A 16,424-nucleotide genomic window follows, 5' to 3' on the forward strand; every position below is an offset into this window, starting at 1 on the left:
TGACCACGTGAGCATGGACATGAGTGCTTTCTATCAAACTTTCTTTGATGAAGCAGATGAATTACTGGCAGATATGGAACAACATTTATTGTTGTTGGATCCTTCAGAGCCTGATATCGAACAATTGAATGCGATTTTCCGTGCAGCTCACTCCATAAAAGGAGGTGCGGGTACGTTCGGTTTTAAAATATTGCAGGAAACTACGCACCTTTTAGAAAATCTACTCGATGGGGCAAGACGTAGTGAAATGCGTCTTAGCACTGATATCATTAACTTGTTTCTGGAAACAAAAGACATCATGCAGGATCAGTTGGACGCTTATAAAACCGCACAGGAACCCAATGCTGAGAGCTTTGAGTACATCTGTCAGGCTCTGCGCCAGCTCGCACTGGAGTCTAAAGCAGATGGCGACACAACCCAGTCTGACACATCGTCTACAACCCCGCACTCTGTCAGCCCTGTAAGTAAAGGTGAAATGCGTATCGCATTAACCGGCCTGAAATCTCAGGAAATACCTCAGATGCTGGAAGAACTTGGTAATCTGGGAACCGTTAAAGACGCTCACCAGACTGACACTAGCGTAGAGGTGACATTAGTCACTTCTGAAAGTGAAGACGATATTAGTGCTGTGCTGTGTTTTGTTCTTGAGCCAGAGCAAATCAGTTTCAAGTCGGCCGTAGCCAGTCAACCCGTTGTCGCTGAGATCGCAGAGACGTTAACTGTTGTTGAAGCACCCGTTGTGCCAATAGCACCGTCGGCGCCCGTTGCAGCAAAACCGCACTCTGCCCCGGAAAATGGAAAAAATAAAGCAAAAACCGGTGATACCAGTATTCGTGTAGCGGTTGAGAAAGTTGACCAACTTATCAACCTTGTTGGTGAGTTAGTGATTACGCAATCTATGCTGGCACAGCGCTCAAGTGAGCTTGACCCTGTGGCGCACGGCGATCTGCTCAATAGCATGGGACAGTTGGAACGCAACGCCCGCGACCTGCAAGAGTCGGTTATGTCCATTCGTATGATGCCAATGGAATATGTATTTAGTCGTTTCCCTCGTTTGGTGCGTGATTTGGCTGCCAAGTTGGATAAGCAGGTTGAGCTAACGCTGATGGGGAGTTCGACCGAATTGGATAAGAGTTTGATCGAACGTATTATTGATCCTCTGACACACTTGGTGCGCAACAGCCTTGATCACGGTATTGAGTCTCCAGATAAACGCGTTGCTGCCGGTAAGTCTGCCGTGGGTAACCTGACGCTTTCTGCGGAACATCAAGGCGGTAACATCTGCATTGAAGTTATCGACGATGGGGCAGGGCTTAACCGTGAAAAAATTCTTGCCAAAGCCCTGTCTCAAGGGTTGGCAGTGAGCGATGCCATGTCTGATGAAGAAGTGGGCATGTTGATTTTTGCTCCTGGCTTCTCTACCGCAGAGAAGGTCACAGACGTTTCTGGCCGTGGTGTCGGCATGGATGTCGTGAAGCGAAATATCCAGGAAATGGGGGGACATGTCGAAATCCACTTCCAGGCTGGAAAAGGTACAACGATAAGAATCTTGTTACCATTAACGCTGGCCATCCTTGATGGTATGTCCGTTAAAGTTAACAATGAAGTCTTTATCCTACCACTTAACGCCGTGATGGAATCTTTGCAACCTCAGTCCGAAGACCTGTACCCGCTAGCGGGGGGGGAGCGTGTGCTACAAGTTCGTGGTGAATATTTACCTCTCGTTGAACTATTCCATATCTTTGATGTGGACGGCGCTAAAACGGATGCTACTCAGGGTATAGTCGTTATTCTACAAAGCGCAGGTCGACGTTATGCCTTGTTGGTCGATCAGTTGATTGGACAACATCAAGTCGTCGTCAAAAACTTGGAAAGTAATTATCGCAAGGTACCAGGCGTTTCAGCCGCTACCATTCTTGGTGATGGTAGCGTTGCGCTGATTGTGGATGTTTCAGCGTTGCAAGCGCTTAATCGTGAAAAGCGTGTGGTTGAAACTGCTGCTTAATAAAACAGATCGTTAATAAAGGGTGGAAAACATGACTGGACTTGCAAGCGTCACCAAATTAACTGGCGAAACCGTGGGACAGGAATTCCTGATTTTTACGCTGGGTGACGAAGAGTACGGCGTTGATATTTTAAAAGTACAAGAAATTCGCGGTTATGATCAAGTAACACGTATTGCCAATACACCTTCTTTTATTAAGGGTGTGACCAATCTACGTGGTGTTATTGTCCCTATCGTTGACTTGCGCATTAAATTTGCCAAGCAAGATGTTGAATATGATGACAACACAGTTGTTATTGTTCTGAACCTTGGCCAGCGTGTTGTCGGCATCGTTGTCGATGGTGTGTCTGATGTATTGTCATTGACAGCAGATCAAATTCGACCAGCACCAGAATTTGCCGTAACACTGTCAACAGAGTACCTGACTGGTTTGGGTTCTCTGGGTGAGAGAATGCTGATTTTGGTTGATATTGAAAAACTGTTGAGCAGCGAAGAAATGGCGCTGGTTGATAGCGTATTGAAAGTCTAATTCATCGGCCTTCAGGGGCTACGAAAGTGGCCCCGAAAATCTTCCTTAGCCATATCCTTGTCAGTTCAGAAATTCGTAAAGATATCCAGAATAATGCCGATATCATCGGTGGTTGGTCTACTCAAAAGGCGTTGTATGTTTAACCGTATAAAAGTTGTCACAGGTTTGATGCTTGTGCTGGTGTTGTTTGGAGCCCTTCAGCTTATTTCTGGTGGTTTATTTTTTAATGCATTAAAAAATGATAAGGATATCTTCAGCTCAACGCAGGTTATTAACCAGAAGCGTTCTGAACTGGATTCAGCATGGTCATATTTGTTACAGACCCGCAATACACTTAACCGTGCTGGCACGCGTTTTGCCCTTGATGTCAGTGGTACGGGCACGGGGGCCGGGGGGAAAGAGCTTTTGGCTTCTGCTCAAAAGCAACTGTCTGTAGCAAACGATTTTTTCTCACAGTATGAGAAAGTGCCGCAGGATTCACGTCAGGGTGAAAGTGTTGCTCGGAGCGTAAAAGAGAATTATGTTGCTCTGAATGGCGCGTTGATTGAATTAATTCAATTCTTGAACGCTGGGGAATTTAAGAAATTTATTGACCAGCCGACACAGCGTTTTCAGGATAACTTTGAAAAAGCGTATTACACCTATAAAGCCGAAAGTGACAAACTTTATCAGGCTGGCATAACTAAAAATGATGAGGCTTACGATTCGGCACTTTGGATACTTGGCTTCATTACCGTGCTGGTTTTTGCGTTAGCCTTGATTTCGTGGATTGGTATTCAACAATTATTAATGAAGCCGCTAAATAATATTGTTGAACATATTCGTCATATTGCGAAAGGTGATTTGACAAAGACGACCAATTTTCATAGCAGCAATGAGATGGGGATTCTCGCTGACAGTATTCGTCATATGCAAAACGAGTTTGTTGCAACGGTCAGTGCGGTTCGACAAGGTGCTGATGCTATTTATACTGGTGCGACGGAAATAAGTGCCGGGAATAACGATCTTTCATCGCGTACAGAACAACAGGCTGCTTCGTTAGAAGAAACGGCTGCCAGCATGGAGCAACTGACGGCAACGGTTAAACAGAATGCGGAAAATGCCCGCCAAGCCAGTCAGTTGGCACTAAGTGCGTCAGAGACTGCGCAGAAGGGCGGCAAGGTTGTCGATAATGTCGTCAAAACCATGCACAATATTGCTGGAAGTTCGAAAAAAATTGCCGATATTACTAGTGTGATTGATGGCATCGCTTTCCAAACCAATATCCTTGCGCTGAATGCGGCGGTTGAAGCTGCCAGAGCCGGGGAGCAGGGGCGTGGGTTTGCGGTTGTTGCAGGAGAAGTTCGCAATTTGGCACAGCGTAGTGCTCAGGCTGCGAAAGAAATCAAAAGTCTGATTGAAGATTCAGTCAACCGAGTCGATGAAGGTTCTGTACTGGTTGAAAGTGCGGGCGAGACGATGGGAGAAATCGTCAGTGCAGTCACTCGTGTAACAGATATTATGGGCGAAATTGCCTCGGCCTCTGATGAGCAAAGTAAAGGCATCGATCAGGTTGGCCAGGCGGTTACTGAAATGGATCGCGTAACGCAACAGAACGCCTCCTTGGTTGAAGAATCTGCTGCGGCTGCGGTTGCTTTGGAAGAGCAAGTTAAAGTGCTAAACCAAGCTGTTGCGGTATTCCGGCTGTCTGAAGATGTGAGTTCATTTAGAAGAACAACATCGGCAGCAATTGATCAAAAGCCTGCATTGTTGGCTCCATCAGCAAATGGTGGTAAGAAAGCGAAAGAAGGTTCTTCAACCGATAATTGGGAAACGTTCTGATAAAAATCGTGGTATAGCGGCTATAAATAAGCCCAAGATGTAAAATATTTCTAGTAAGCCAATGCCCAGCCACTTGTGTGTTGGTGGCTGGGTGATTGTTTGCCATATTAATTTAAAAAGATCAGCGTGAAGGTCATTTATTTGTGCACATTTGCCGTTTACGGTGATGTAGCGCTTGGCGCTTTGGAGTAGGGTAATTCATGGTATTGTTCAATCTGTAACTTATGTTATGGATATGATGGGTGACGTTGACTTTGGTATAAAAGCCAGAGGGTAAAGCAAGCAGGTAGCACAGCTGTAACGAGAGGGACAATGCCACCCTACAGCATGTGGCTTTGGTAGAACAGACACGCTGGCCGTTCTGCTTTCAGAACTTGCGGGAGTGTATTACCAATACAGTGTCAATTTTAATCGCAATGCGATGCAATTGGCGAATGACAATAAAAACCTGCGTTAGCTGTAAAGGAACGTTCAGATTGAAAAACACCATAGCAAAACACACTATTCGAGCGGTTTGATATGAAAAGTATACCATCGCAAAATCGCCCCGAATCTGCGTCTATTCTGACGCAGATGGTTGATCGGTTGCCGTTGTCGGACACACATTTTCGACGAATCAGCCAATTAATATATCAACGTGCTGGAATTGTCTTAGCCGATCACAAACGCGAAATGGTTTATAACCGTTTGGTTAGGCGTCTCCGTTTACTTGGAATCAATGATTTTGGCCAATATTTAGCACTCTTGGAGTCAGATCCTAACAGCGCGGAATGGCAAGCTTTCGTTAATGCGTTAACCACTAACCTGACTGCATTTTTTCGCGAAGCTCACCATTTTCCTATATTGGCAGAACATGCTAGAAAGCGCCCAAATGGCTATACGATTTGGAGTACAGCGGCTTCCACGGGAGAAGAACCTTATTCATTGGCGATGACACTTGCTGAGGTTTTAGGTAATAAAGCGAGTGGATGTCAGGTGTGGGCCAGTGATATCGATACTCAAGTGTTAGAAAAGGCAACGGCTGGCATCTACCGTCAGGAAGAATTACGTTCTCTTTCTCCACAGCAGCTACAGAAGTTTTTTTTACGCGGTACCGGGCCGCATAGTGGTTTAGTTCGTGTTCGCCCGGAACTTGCCTCTATGGTGCATTTCCAGCAACTCAATCTGCTCGCCCCCGATTGGTCTGCCCCTGCGCCATTCGATGCTATTTTTTGTCGCAATGTAATGATTTATTTCGATAAAGAAACCCAAGAGCGTATTCTCCGTCGATTCGTCCCGATGCTCAAGCCGGGCGGATTGCTATTTGCTGGACATTCAGAGAATTTCAGCCAGATTAGTCGAGAATTCTATTTGCGTGGGCAAACTGTATATGGGCTGGCTAAGGAAAGATAATGAGCAAAATAAGAGTATTATGCGTTGATGATTCTGCCCTAATGCGCCAGATCATGACTGAAATAATTAATAGCCATCCTGATATGGAAGTTGTAGCGACCGCACCAGACCCATTAGTTGCTCGTGATTTGATTAAAAAATTCAATCCTCAGGTGTTAACGTTGGATGTTGAAATGCCGCGCATGGATGGATTGGATTTTCTTGAAAAACTGATGCGCCTGCGCCCGATGCCTGTTGTCATGGTATCGTCGCTGACGGGAAAAGGATCAGAAATTACGCTTCGCGCATTGGAGCTTGGTGCTATTGATTTTGTCACCAAACCGCAACTGGGTATTCGCGAAGGAATGCTGGCATACAGTGAACTGATTGCGGAAAAAATTCGCATGGCGGCGAAAGCGCGTCTGCCGCAACGTAGCACTGTAGCAGAGCCGACAAAAATTATTCAACACATGCCACTGCTCAGTAGTGAGAAGCTGATTGCGATTGGTGCATCCACGGGGGGAACGGAAGCGATACGCCATGTATTACAGCCTCTGCCGCCAACAAGTCCTGCACTATTGATTACACAACATATGCCCCCTGGTTTTACGAAGTCTTTTGCCGAACGCTTAAACAAGCTATGTCAGATTACGGTGAAAGAAGCGGAGGATGGGGAACGCGTGCTTCCTGGTCATGCTTACATTGCTCCAGGGGCTCGGCATCTTGAATTGGCTCGTAGTGGGGCAAACTATCAAGTACGTTTAAATGATGGGCCTCCAGTTAATCGGCATCGTCCATCAGTTGATGTGTTATTCCGTTCGGTTGCGCAATATGCCGGGCGAAATGCCGTAGGGGTAATCCTTACTGGAATGGGGAATGATGGGGCGGCCGGCATGCTGGAACTCCATCAGGCTGGTGCTTATACGCTGGCTCAAAATGAAGCAAGTTGTGTGGTTTTCGGAATGCCACGCGAAGCGATAGCGATGGGTGGTGTCGATGAAGTGGTGGATTTGCACCAGGTGAGCCAGCGAATGTTGGCACAAATCTCTGCCGGACAGGCATTACGTATATAAGCAGCTCTCGGTGAGCAATAAATATTTTAGGAGTAGGTATGGCCGATAAAGAACTCAGATTTCTGGTAGTGGATGATTTTTCGACAATGCGCCGAATTGTCCGTAACCTGCTTAAGGAACTGGGCTTTAATAACGTAGAAGAGGCAGAGGATGGTGCCGATGCACTGAATAAGCTTCGCTCCAGTACTTTTGATTTCGTTATTTCTGACTGGAATATGCCCAATATGGATGGACTTGAGCTGTTGCAGACTATCCGTGCTGACGGCGCGCTTTCCCGCCTCCCTGTGCTGATGGTAACGGCTGAAGCGAAGAAAGAGAACATTATCGCTGCAGCACAAGCGGGTGCTAGCGGCTATGTAGTTAAACCATTTACTGCAGCTACCCTCGAAGAAAAACTGAGTAAAATTTTCGAAAAACTGGGTATGTAAGGGGGATCTTATGACGCCACATATGCCGTCAGTTAACGACACAGCTTCAGTAACCGAGATCATTTCGCGCATTGGCCAATTGACTCGTATGCTGCGTGACAGTTTGAAAGAGCTGGGTCTGGATAATGCGATAGCAGAAGCTGCAGAGGCTATTCCTGATGCCCGCGATCGTCTTGACTATGTTGTCCAGATGACCGCGCAAGCGGCGGAGCGAGCCCTGAACTGTGTAGAAGCTGCGCAACCTCGCCAGAATCAACTAGAATCAGGCGCAAAATCCCTGAAGGTTCGTTGGGATGAATGGTTTGAAAACCCAATCGAACTCGCGGATGCGCGCGAATTAGTGACGGATACGCGTAGCTATCTTGAAGATGTGCCACAACATACCTCATTTACCAACGCTCAACTGTTGGAAATTATGATGGCGCAAGATTTCCAGGACCTTACTGGCCAGGTAATCAAGCGTATGATGGATGTTGTTCAGGAGATCGAAAAACAATTGCTGATGGTATTGCTGGAAAATATCCCAGAAAAACCTGATGCACCTAAGCGTGCCAATGATGGCCTTCTGAATGGACCACAATTGAACAAAGGTGCAGCAGGTATTGTAGCCAATCAGGATCAGGTTGATGATCTTCTGGATAGTCTCGGGTTCTAATAAGCCTTGCTTTAAGAAAAAGAATCATTTTCTTTTTTAAAAAGCTAGAGTGTTGCTGTTTCGGTTATTTATGGTCAGATTTATGGCCATAAATAGCTACTCTTGATTTCCCCTTTCCCCCTCATTCTCACTATGCGTTAAAGAAGCGCTGGTTTTTCTCGTTGTTCCAGCCATAAAATTTTTCTGTATTTGTCATGCTAGGTAGCAAATTCCTATCCCGGAAGTCGTAACAGGAACATCGCCGTGGCTGAAGATAGCGATCTGGAAAAAACAGAAGCCCCCACTCCCCAAAAGGAGGAGAAGGCGCGAGAAGAAGGCCAAGTTCCACGTTCTCGAGAGTTGACTTCCGTTTTGATGATGGTCGCAGGATTGGCTATTTTATGGATGGGGGGGGATGCAATGGCTGGTAGGCTGACCAAAATTGTTGCACAGTCACTAAATTTTGATTATGCAACGATTAGCGATGATACCCAAATGCTACGCCATGTCGGTTCATTATTGCACCAGGCTGCATTCACATTGATACCGATTATGCTCGGGGCGGTGTTGGTGGCGTTGTCTGCTCCGATGCTGCTGGGGGGAGTATTATTTAGCACTAAGTCATTAAAAGTTGATTTCAAAAAGCTAGATCCTATTTCTGGTTTAAAACGTTTGTTTTCTGCCCAGTCATTGGCTGAACTTTTCAAGGCGATATTAAAATCGGTTATGGTTGGGATCATTAGTACCTTGTTCCTGATTCATAACTGGCCGAAAATATTGCATTTGGTATCTGAAGCGCCGATTGCAGCGTTAGGTGATGCATTGGAATTGGCCGTAATGTGTGGCTTTCTTATCATCATGGGCCTTATTCCCATGGTTGCATTTGATGTGTTCTGGCAAATCTGGAGCCACATCAAGAAACTACGAATGACGAAGCAGGAAATTCGTGACGAGCATAAGCAGAGCGAAGGCGATCCTCATGTTAAAGGTCGTATTCGTCAGCAACAAAGGGCATTTGCCCAACGTAGGATGATGGCGGATGTTCCTAAGGCTGATGTAATAGTCACTAACCCGACACATTATGCGGTGGCATTGCGATATGATGATAAAAAAATGAATGCGCCGAAAGTGTTGGCTAAAGGGGCTGGTGAAATCGCTTTGCGTATTCGTGAGCTGGGGACCGAGCATCGCGTTCCTATTTTAGAAGCGCCGCCGTTGGCGCGAGCGTTATTTCGTCATTCAGAGATCGGAGAACATATACCTGCTGCGTTGTATGCTGCCGTTGCAGAAGTCTTAGCTTGGGTTTATCAACTGAAACGCTGGAAGCGGGAAGGGGGATTAATCCCTAGAAAACCGAAACATCTACCGGTGCCCGATGCACTGGATTTTGCTAAAGAGAATACTACTGATGGCTAATTTGGCCTCTTTGCTTCGTTTACCAAGTAATATGAAAGGTAGCCAATGGCAAATATTAGCCGGACCTATACTGATCCTGCTGATACTTTCTATGATGGTATTGCCGCTGCCACCATTCATTCTGGATCTGCTATTTACCTTTAATATCGCACTATCAATCATGGTCTTGCTGGTTGCGATGTTTACGCAACGGACGCTGGAGTTCGCTGCATTCCCTACAATCCTGCTGTTTTCTACATTACTGCGCTTGTCACTTAACGTCGCCTCTACCCGTATTATTTTGCTGGAAGGGCACACGGGGACTGCCGCAGCAGGGAAGGTTGTCGAAGCATTTGGACACTTCCTTGTTGGTGGGAATTTTGCCATTGGTATTGTGGTATTTATCATTCTCGTTTTAATCAACTTCATGGTTATCACTAAAGGTGCTGGTCGTATTGCCGAAGTTGGTGCCCGCTTTGTATTGGATGGTATGCCAGGTAAACAGATGGCGATCGATGCCGATCTTAACGCTGGGATAATTGGTGAGGAAGAAGCGAAAAAGCGCCGTGCAGAGGTAACTCAGGAGTCAGACTTTTATGGTTCTATGGATGGTGCTAGTAAGTTCGTGCGTGGTGACGCTGTCGCTGGGCTGATTATCATGGTCATCAACATTGTTGGTGGATTGATCGTGGGTGTCGTTCAGCATGGGATGCCAGTAGGGCAGGCGGCGGAAAGCTATACCTTGCTTACTATCGGTGACGGCTTGGTTGCTCAGATCCCTGCTCTTATTATTTCTACCGCTGCCGGTGTTATTGTTACTCGTGTGAGTACCGATCAGGATGTTGGTCAGCAAATGGTCACTCAGCTATTCAATAATCCACGGGTTATGGTGCTGAGTGCGGCAGTAATTGGGCTTATTGGACTGGTTCCTGGAATGCCTAATTTTGTCTTTTTGTTATTCACTGCATCTTTGTTGGGGCTTGCTTGGTGGATGCGTGGGGAACAGACCAAAGAACCCGCTATGCAGCCTATACCTGCATCAGTGGATAAGCATCAGGTTATTGAGGCTAGTTGGTCTGACGTACAACTTGAAGATCCGCTAGGTATGGAAGTGGGTTATCGCTTGATCCCAATGGTTGACGCACAGCAAGATGGCGAATTATTGGCCAGAATTCGTAGTATCAGGAAGAAATTTGCTCAGGAAATGGGATACCTGCCACCAGTGGTTCATATTAGGGATAACCTAGAGCTCCAGCCTGCCAGTTACCGCATATTAATGAAAGGTGTTGAGGTGGGGAGCGGTGAGGCTCATCCTGGCCGGTGGATGGCAATAAATCCGGGGAATGCGGTCGGTTCTTTATCTGGAGATATCACACAGGACCCTGCGTTTGGGCTACCAGCCGTTTGGATTGATAATGCTCTGAAAGATCAGGCTCAAGCTCAAGGATTCACTGTTGTAGAGGCCAGCACGGTGGTGGCAACGCACTTGAACCATTTAATTGCACTACATGCTAGCGAGCTGTTTGGCAGACAAGAGGCTCAGCAGTTGATGGAGCGTGTGGCGCAGGAAATGCCAAAACTGACAGAAGATTTTATTCCAGGCGTTGTGACGCTAACCACATTGCACAAGGTTTTGCAAAATCTGCTCAGTGAGCGGGTTTCTATTAGGGATATGCGTACCATCATGGAGACATTGGCTGAGCATGCGCCTGTGCAACCAGATCCCTATGAATTGACCACAGTGGTCAGGGTTGCATTAGGACGTGCTATTACTCAGCAGTGGTTCCCGGGAGACAGCGAACTTCAGGTTATTGGTCTGGAAGGGGCGTTGGAACGCCTTTTACTACAGGCTCTTCAGGGAGGCGGCGGTCTCGAACCGGGGCTTGCCGATCGCCTGCTTGAACAGGCAAAACAAGCGCTACAGCGGCAGGAAATGCTGGGTGCTCCACCGGTTCTGCTGGTGAATCATGCTTTACGTGCTTTACTCGCTCGATTCCTGCATCGTAGTTTGCCCAATATGGCTGTACTTTCTAATTTGGAAATCAGCGATCATCGCCAAATCCGTATGACATCGGTTATAGGGGAAGCTCAATAATGAGAAAGTTGTTTTGTTCTCTAGCCGCAACAGTGCTGGTTCTTCCGCTTTGTGTCAGTGCAACGCCGGGGAGTTGGAACGGGAGTCAGCCTGGGGTAAAACTTGATTACCGTGGTGAAATGATTACGACATCGGCCTTTGTCCCTAACATTACAGTTAAGCCAGATGAAACCATTACTACAATATATTGGCGGCATCTTATTGATTCAGAGATACCGACAGGGCTTGTGGTTAAACTCTGTTCACAATCGCCGCAGCGCTGTGTTGATTTAGGCGGAAGTGGTGATGGACAAACTCAGGCATTTGAAGGGCTGGCAGCTAACAATGAGTTTCGCTTTGTCTACTACATTGCAGGGAATGGACGTATTAATCATACGTTCAGCATTCGTACGATAGATATTGCGGTCAATTATAAATAGTTATTTTAAATAAGACGTCGTCATTAAAGAATGAGAAGTCTCTGCTGAAACGCAGAGACTTTATAATGTGATTTTCCTACCACCCACGATAACACTTTTAGATTGACCATCAGGACCATACAGTCCTTGACCATGACGAGGCCTCAGTATATTGATGGCTTCATTGGTATAGGCAATATGGCGGTTAAGCAGAAGGCCATTATGCTTATTCTGATCGTTTAAACGTCTAGTTAGGTCCTGGACTTGCTGCCAGTAATCAGATAGCTTTTCAACACTGTCGTAAGGTGCCTGCAATTTGAGTGTTGATTCTGTTGTGTGGCGTCGAACCTCCAAATGCTGCATAGTTGCCAGCAAGGATGTCTTCTTCTCTGTTACCTGTTGCAGAGCAACGCTATTAATATGACCCGCGCAAAGTAAGGTTTGCTCTTCAGACATAACCACATCAAGCTCACGCAGATTGTTGAGTAGTTGTTCTAAGATCGATTGTAGATTTTCCATACGTGCTAATTACCTGCTAAAAAATCCTGCGTTTCTTTAAGTAACGCATCAGCAATTTTTCCGGCATCAATTTTAAGTGAGCCATCACGAATTGCTTGTTTCAAGGTTTCAACGCGAGCCATGTCTATATCCTGCGTACCAGGCTGCATCAATTTTGCCTGTGCGTCACTCAGTTTTACCTGTGTTGCGCTGACTTCAGACTGCGCTTCAGCCTGTTTGCGTTTAGTCTTAACGATATCGCCAGATTCGCGTTGTTGCACTTGACTGACCGGCTTCAGTGATTGTGTGCGATCAATGCTCATAATACATCCCTCTGATTTGAGGATAAATAGTTAGTTACCAACGTGTCATGAGATGTTAATCACATTGGTATTCAATTTTAAAACGTCGTCAGTAATGACTCTGTAGCTATCATCGGCAAACATGCGCAAATCTTTAATTAATTACTGTGAGATCAGAATAATCCCATCTTCGCTCGTAATTCCGCTGATTATTTGTCCATTTGCCGTTCTGACTCTAACTGCTTGCCCAGCGGCCGCGTTGTTCATGGCTTTCCCTTCGCCATTAATCATGAAACCGTCACCTTGGGCGATAATTTGCACCGACTGACCTGCCTTTACTACCCAAGCGCGTCTGATCATGGAGGCGGTAATAACCTGACCGGGTGTTAAATCGCGCAAAAGAACCGCACCCTGTGCACTTTGTAACGTCAGTACAGGGCGCAGCGGTAATAAATCGAGCCTGCCTTTTGTCAAACCAATGTCTTTTTCCGTCAGTGTTGTCCCACGATTTATAGGCCGTGAACTGGTGACATAGTTCCCTGTCACTTGAACTTCGGTTTGAATGAAGCGACGCTGCTGCTCACAACGTACGGACAGGCTCACATTTCCCCACATTTTTGTATTTCCGGGCAGCGTGATTTGGGGGGCTTCACACTGTGGCCATTGCGATTCTGGCGATTTTATCAGAACGTTAACGGTATTGGTGCTTTCCTGGAAGCGTGAGGCAAAAAATTGATTGATCTGTGCTGGAAGGTCGTTCGCATTGATTGGGGCACATAAGATGAAAAAACAGGGCGTTGCCAGGCAGAGATAATAATATATTTTTTTCATTCCAGTTCAGCTCTCCTGATTCCGATCGTGTCGACATAAGTGTAACGGTGTCAGCGTAAGGTTAAGGCAATAAATAGCGCTGCATTTGGTGCCTATTCGTTCGATGGTATAGCCATAATGAGAATTATCCTACTCACTCCAAATTCTAACTTGCGGAGGGAGCATGCTTGATAAATTAGACGCCTCATTACGGTTTCAGCAGGAAGCGTTGAACTTGCGTGCCCAGCGGCAGGAAATTCTGGCCGCGAATATTGCTAATGCGGATACACCAGGCTATCAGGCCAGAGATATCGATTTTGCCAGCCAGCTCAGTAAAACGATGGAGCAAGGGCGAGTGAATGGTACGGGTATCGCGCTGAAAACTACATCTGTACGGCATATACCGGCACAGAATTTTCAGCCGCCGGAACTAGATTTGCTCTATCGCGTACCCGATCAGCCAGCATTAGACGGTAATACAGTCGATATGGACCGGGAACGCACTAATTTTGCCGATAATAGCCTGAAATATCAAACCAGCCTGACCGTTCTGGGTGGACAGATTAAAGGCATGATGTCGGTCTTGCAGTCAGGTTCATGATCGTAGCGCGATGGGAAGGTAAAGATTCATGTCGTTATTAAATATATTCGAAATCTCAGGCTCAGCACTTTCAGCGCAATCACAGCGTCTGAATGTGAGTGCCAGCAATCTGGCTAATGCAGACAGCGTAACAGGTCCAGATGGTGAACCTTATCGCGCCAAGCAGGTTGTATTCGAAGTGAATGCGGCTCCGGGGCAGTCAACTGGCGGTGTGCGCGTTGCTAATGTGATCGAAGACCCATCGCCTGCTCGTCTGGTTTATGAACCGGGCAACCCGCTGGCTGATGGACAGGGATACGTTCGCATGCCGAATGTTGACCCAGTGGCAGAAATGGTGAACACCATTTCTGCATCGCGTAGTTATCAGGCAAACGTCGAAGTCTTGAATACGACAAAATCGATGATGCTGAAGACATTGACGATCGGGCAATAATCGGGAGACGAATAAATGTCTGTAACAATTAATGATGCTTCCTCTGCGAATAGCATCCAAAGTACCTCGTCGACAACGGCGATAGAGAAGAACAGCAGTGCCGACCTACAGAATCAGTTTCTGACACTTCTGGTAGCGCAGTTGAAGAATCAGGACCCAACGAATCCGATGAGCAACGATCAGCTGGTAAGCCAGCTTGCTCAGCTCAATACGGTCAGCGGTATTGAAAAATTGAACACCACGCTCGGTTCTATCTCCGGCCAGATCAATAACAATCAATCTATGCAAGCAACAACGCTGATTGGCCACAGTGTCATGATTCCAGGAAAAGAAATCCTTGTTGGTAAGGAGATTAGCACCCCCTTTGGTGTTGAACTGGAAAAAGCAGCGGAAGTTGTCACCGTCACCGTCAATGATGCAATGGGTAAAGCGGTTCGTACGATCGAACTGGGGACGCTTTCTGCTGGCGTTCACTCATTCAACTGGGATAGTAAGCTTTCTGATGGCTCAGTTGCGCCTGATGGTGCTTATACCTTCACAGTTGCTGCCAGCACGGGGGGGGCGCAACAGGTTGTTCAGCCATTGAGTTATGCGGTTGTAAATAGTGTTGTTCGCGGCGATAGCGGTGCATTGCTGGATTTAGGGCTGCGCGGCAGAGCCACCATGGACGATGTCAGGCAAATTCTGTAACGGTATAAATTTCATAGTATTCCAGTGAATTCACTATCTGGAATATGACTTAATCAATACTTTGGAGAGCGACATGGGTTTTTCTCAGGCGGTCAGTGGTTTAAACGCGGCATCTAATAACCTAGATGTTATCGGTAATAACATCGCTAACTCAGCGACAGTGGGTTTTAAATCTGGGGCCGTCACATTCGCTGATATGTTTGCGGGTTCTAAAGTCGGTATGGGTGTGAAGGTCGCATCGGTATTGCAGGATTTTGGTAACGGTACTGTAACTTCATCCTCACGAGACTTGGATGTTGCGATTAGCGGCGGTGGTTTTTACCGTCTGCAAGATACCAACGGTTCTACCTATTACAGCCGTAATGGTCAATTTATGCTGAACGGCCGTAATATCGTCAACGCGCAAGGCATGCAACTGACGGGGTATCCGGTTGCGGGTACGCCGCCAACGGTTCAAACGGGGGCTGACCCAGTACCGTTGACGATTCCTGATGGCGATATGTTGGCGAGCCAAACGACGATTGCCTCACTCAAGGCTAACCTAAAATCCTCAGATGCTATTCCAACAAACTCTTGGGCTACAACGCCTGGTGCAGAAGGCACGTATAACAGCAAGACAGCGCTGACAACTTATGACAGCCAAGGTAACGTGCATAACTTTACCCTGTATTTTGTTAAAACAAATGATAATACTTGGCAGACTTACGCCAAAGATGACTCAATCAGCCCTGCTGTGTATCAAAATGCGGGGGCGCTGAATTTTGGTGCGAATGGCGCATTGTTATCACACTCGGTAACGACACCACCTGTTCCTCCAGCAACGGCACCGACCACGACACAGGTTCCATCATTCACGCTCAATCTTGTTGGTGCGAATGGTGCGGCGACTAATGGTCAATTTACTCTCGATTTCACTGGCAGCGTGCAGCAAAACACAGAATATAGCTATAAGAGCCCAACTCAGAACGGTTTCGCTCCAGGCTCGCTGACTGGTTTTGCTATCAATGACGATGGCACGATCGAAGGTAGCTACAGCAATGGTCAAAAGCAGGCGCTGGGTCAGATCCTTCTGGCTAGCTTTGCCAACCCAGAAGGTTTATCGCCTGAAGGCGATAACGCCTGGTCTGAAACGGCGAGCTCTGGTCAGGCGGTGGTTGGTCTGGCAGGTACCGGAAGTCTGGGTAAACTGATCGGCAAATCTACCGAAAGTTCAAACGTTGACCTGAGTAAAGAGTTGGTCAACATGATTGTTGCGCAGCGTAATTACCAGTCAAACGCGCAAACCATCAAAACGCAGGATTCCATTCTGCAAACGCTGGTTAGCCTGCGTTAATTATCCTA

17 protein-coding genes are annotated in these 16,424 nt (G+C 46.8%); 14 read left to right on the forward strand and 3 right to left on the reverse strand.

Annotated elements, in window-relative coordinates; all coding sequences use genetic code 11:
• The first annotated feature begins 19 nt into the window (after positions 1-19).
• The 10 genes from cheA to AACH44_RS07290 all read left to right on the forward strand — a co-directional run bounded on the left by cheA (position 20) and on the right by AACH44_RS07290 (position 11,770).
• A complete protein-coding gene (cheA, locus tag AACH44_RS07245) occupies positions 20-2,005 on the forward strand; it encodes a chemotaxis protein CheA (RefSeq protein WP_261847901.1) in 1,986 nt (661 codons plus the stop codon).
• A 31-nt stretch (positions 2,006-2,036) separates the two neighbouring features.
• Positions 2,037-2,534, forward strand: a complete 498-nt coding sequence (cheW, locus tag AACH44_RS07250; protein ID WP_010279509.1) for a chemotaxis protein CheW — start codon at positions 2,037-2,039, stop codon at positions 2,532-2,534.
• 135 nt (positions 2,535-2,669) lie between these two features.
• Positions 2,670-4,355, forward strand: coding sequence for a methyl-accepting chemotaxis protein (locus AACH44_RS07255; RefSeq protein ID WP_261847902.1), 1,686 nt, complete (start codon positions 2,670-2,672; stop codon positions 4,353-4,355).
• 519 nt (positions 4,356-4,874) lie between these two features.
• On the forward strand, positions 4,875-5,747 hold the full coding sequence (gene cheR / locus AACH44_RS07260) for a protein-glutamate O-methyltransferase CheR (RefSeq protein WP_261847903.1): 873 nt from the start codon (positions 4,875-4,877) through the stop codon (positions 5,745-5,747).
• Positions 5,747-6,799, forward strand: a complete 1,053-nt coding sequence (locus AACH44_RS07265) for a protein-glutamate methylesterase/protein-glutamine glutaminase (RefSeq protein ID WP_107167792.1) — start codon at positions 5,747-5,749, stop codon at positions 6,797-6,799. The genes cheR and AACH44_RS07265 overlap by 1 nt, the downstream gene beginning before the upstream one ends.
• 38 nt (positions 6,800-6,837) lie before the next feature.
• Complete coding sequence (gene cheY / locus AACH44_RS07270; protein WP_261847904.1) at positions 6,838-7,227, forward strand: chemotaxis response regulator CheY; 390 nt, start codon at positions 6,838-6,840, stop codon at positions 7,225-7,227.
• A gap of 10 nt (positions 7,228-7,237) precedes the next feature.
• A complete protein-coding gene (cheZ, locus tag AACH44_RS07275) occupies positions 7,238-7,882 on the forward strand; it encodes a protein phosphatase CheZ (RefSeq protein WP_261847905.1) in 645 nt (214 codons plus the stop codon).
• 243 nt (positions 7,883-8,125) lie between these two features.
• The gene (gene flhB, locus AACH44_RS07280; RefSeq protein ID WP_261847906.1) at positions 8,126-9,277 is read left to right on the forward strand and encodes a flagellar biosynthesis protein FlhB; all 1,152 of its coding nucleotides are present in this window, start codon (positions 8,126-8,128) and stop codon (positions 9,275-9,277) included.
• On the forward strand, positions 9,270-11,351 hold the full coding sequence (flhA, locus tag AACH44_RS07285; protein ID WP_261847907.1) for a flagellar biosynthesis protein FlhA: 2,082 nt from the start codon (positions 9,270-9,272) through the stop codon (positions 11,349-11,351). The genes flhB and flhA overlap by 8 nt, the downstream gene beginning before the upstream one ends.
• A complete protein-coding gene (locus AACH44_RS07290) occupies positions 11,351-11,770 on the forward strand; it encodes a flagellar protein FlhE (protein WP_261847908.1) in 420 nt (139 codons plus the stop codon). Before flhA ends, AACH44_RS07290 begins: the two co-directional genes overlap by 1 nt.
• Before the next feature lie 60 nt (positions 11,771-11,830).
• On the opposite strand, the gene AACH44_RS07295 is transcribed toward AACH44_RS07290, so the two are convergent.
• The 3 genes from AACH44_RS07295 to flgA all read right to left on the reverse strand — a co-directional run bounded on the left by AACH44_RS07295 (position 11,831) and on the right by flgA (position 13,380).
• A complete protein-coding gene (locus tag AACH44_RS07295; protein ID WP_338659544.1) occupies positions 11,831-12,268 on the reverse strand; it encodes a flagella synthesis protein FlgN in 438 nt (145 codons plus the stop codon).
• A gap of 5 nt (positions 12,269-12,273) precedes the next feature.
• Entirely contained in the window at positions 12,274-12,570 is a 297-nt protein-coding gene (flgM, locus tag AACH44_RS07300) for a flagellar biosynthesis anti-sigma factor FlgM (RefSeq protein ID WP_261847910.1), read from the reverse strand.
• A gap of 141 nt (positions 12,571-12,711) precedes the next feature.
• Positions 12,712-13,380: a flagellar basal body P-ring formation chaperone FlgA gene (flgA, locus tag AACH44_RS07305; RefSeq protein WP_261847911.1), complete on the reverse strand. Its 669-nt coding sequence runs from the start codon at positions 13,378-13,380 to the stop codon at positions 12,712-12,714.
• A 163-nt stretch (positions 13,381-13,543) separates the two neighbouring features.
• On the opposite strand from flgA, the gene flgB reads away from it, so the two are divergent.
• The 4 genes from flgB to flgE all read left to right on the forward strand — a co-directional run bounded on the left by flgB (position 13,544) and on the right by flgE (position 16,416).
• The gene (gene flgB / locus AACH44_RS07310) at positions 13,544-13,960 is read left to right on the forward strand and encodes a flagellar basal body rod protein FlgB (RefSeq protein WP_015840802.1); all 417 of its coding nucleotides are present in this window, start codon (positions 13,544-13,546) and stop codon (positions 13,958-13,960) included.
• A 28-nt stretch (positions 13,961-13,988) separates the two neighbouring features.
• Complete coding sequence (gene flgC, locus AACH44_RS07315; protein WP_015840801.1) at positions 13,989-14,393, forward strand: flagellar basal body rod protein FlgC; 405 nt, start codon at positions 13,989-13,991, stop codon at positions 14,391-14,393.
• A 15-nt stretch (positions 14,394-14,408) separates the two neighbouring features.
• Positions 14,409-15,083 carry a flagellar hook assembly protein FlgD gene (flgD, locus tag AACH44_RS07320; protein WP_261847912.1) on the forward strand — a complete coding sequence of 225 codons (675 nt, stop codon included), beginning with the start codon at positions 14,409-14,411 and terminating at the stop codon, positions 15,081-15,083.
• A 73-nt stretch (positions 15,084-15,156) separates the two neighbouring features.
• Positions 15,157-16,416 (forward strand): flagellar hook protein FlgE, encoded by a 1,260-nt coding sequence (gene flgE, locus AACH44_RS07325; protein ID WP_261847913.1) that lies wholly within the window; start codon positions 15,157-15,159, stop codon positions 16,414-16,416.
• Positions 16,417-16,424 lie beyond the last annotated feature (8 nt).

The sequence above is a fragment of the Pectobacterium araliae genome (genome assembly GCF_037076465.1).
GTDB lineage: Bacteria > Pseudomonadota > Gammaproteobacteria > Enterobacterales > Enterobacteriaceae > Pectobacterium > Pectobacterium araliae.

Excerpts from the sequence above, each read along its gene's own strand:
- AACH44_RS07265 (WP_107167792.1), top strand. The coding sequence starts at position 5,747 with ATGAGCAAAATAAGAGTATTATGCGTTGATGATTCTGCCCTAATGCGC.
- flgE (WP_261847913.1), top strand. The coding sequence starts at position 15,157 with ATGGGTTTTTCTCAGGCGGTCAGTGGTTTAAACGCGGCATCTAATAAC.
- AACH44_RS07295 (WP_338659544.1), bottom strand. The coding sequence starts at position 12,268 with ATGGAAAATCTACAATCGATCTTAGAACAACTACTCAACAATCTGCGT.
- flgM (WP_261847910.1), bottom strand. The coding sequence starts at position 12,570 with ATGAGCATTGATCGCACACAATCACTGAAGCCGGTCAGTCAAGTGCAA.
- flgA (WP_261847911.1), bottom strand. The coding sequence starts at position 13,380 with ATGAAAAAAATATATTATTATCTCTGCCTGGCAACGCCCTGTTTTTTC.
- flgB (WP_015840802.1), top strand. The coding sequence starts at position 13,544 with ATGCTTGATAAATTAGACGCCTCATTACGGTTTCAGCAGGAAGCGTTG.
- cheA (WP_261847901.1), top strand. The coding sequence starts at position 20 with ATGAGTGCTTTCTATCAAACTTTCTTTGATGAAGCAGATGAATTACTG.
- cheY (WP_261847904.1), top strand. The coding sequence starts at position 6,838 with ATGGCCGATAAAGAACTCAGATTTCTGGTAGTGGATGATTTTTCGACA.
- AACH44_RS07255 (WP_261847902.1), top strand. The coding sequence starts at position 2,670 with ATGTTTAACCGTATAAAAGTTGTCACAGGTTTGATGCTTGTGCTGGTG.
- AACH44_RS07290 (WP_261847908.1), top strand. The coding sequence starts at position 11,351 with ATGAGAAAGTTGTTTTGTTCTCTAGCCGCAACAGTGCTGGTTCTTCCG.
- cheZ (WP_261847905.1), top strand. The coding sequence starts at position 7,238 with ATGACGCCACATATGCCGTCAGTTAACGACACAGCTTCAGTAACCGAG.
- flhA (WP_261847907.1), top strand. The coding sequence starts at position 9,270 with ATGGCTAATTTGGCCTCTTTGCTTCGTTTACCAAGTAATATGAAAGGT.
- flgC (WP_015840801.1), top strand. The coding sequence starts at position 13,989 with ATGTCGTTATTAAATATATTCGAAATCTCAGGCTCAGCACTTTCAGCG.
- flgD (WP_261847912.1), top strand. The coding sequence starts at position 14,409 with ATGTCTGTAACAATTAATGATGCTTCCTCTGCGAATAGCATCCAAAGT.
- cheR (WP_261847903.1), top strand. The coding sequence starts at position 4,875 with ATGAAAAGTATACCATCGCAAAATCGCCCCGAATCTGCGTCTATTCTG.
- cheW (WP_010279509.1), top strand. The coding sequence starts at position 2,037 with ATGACTGGACTTGCAAGCGTCACCAAATTAACTGGCGAAACCGTGGGA.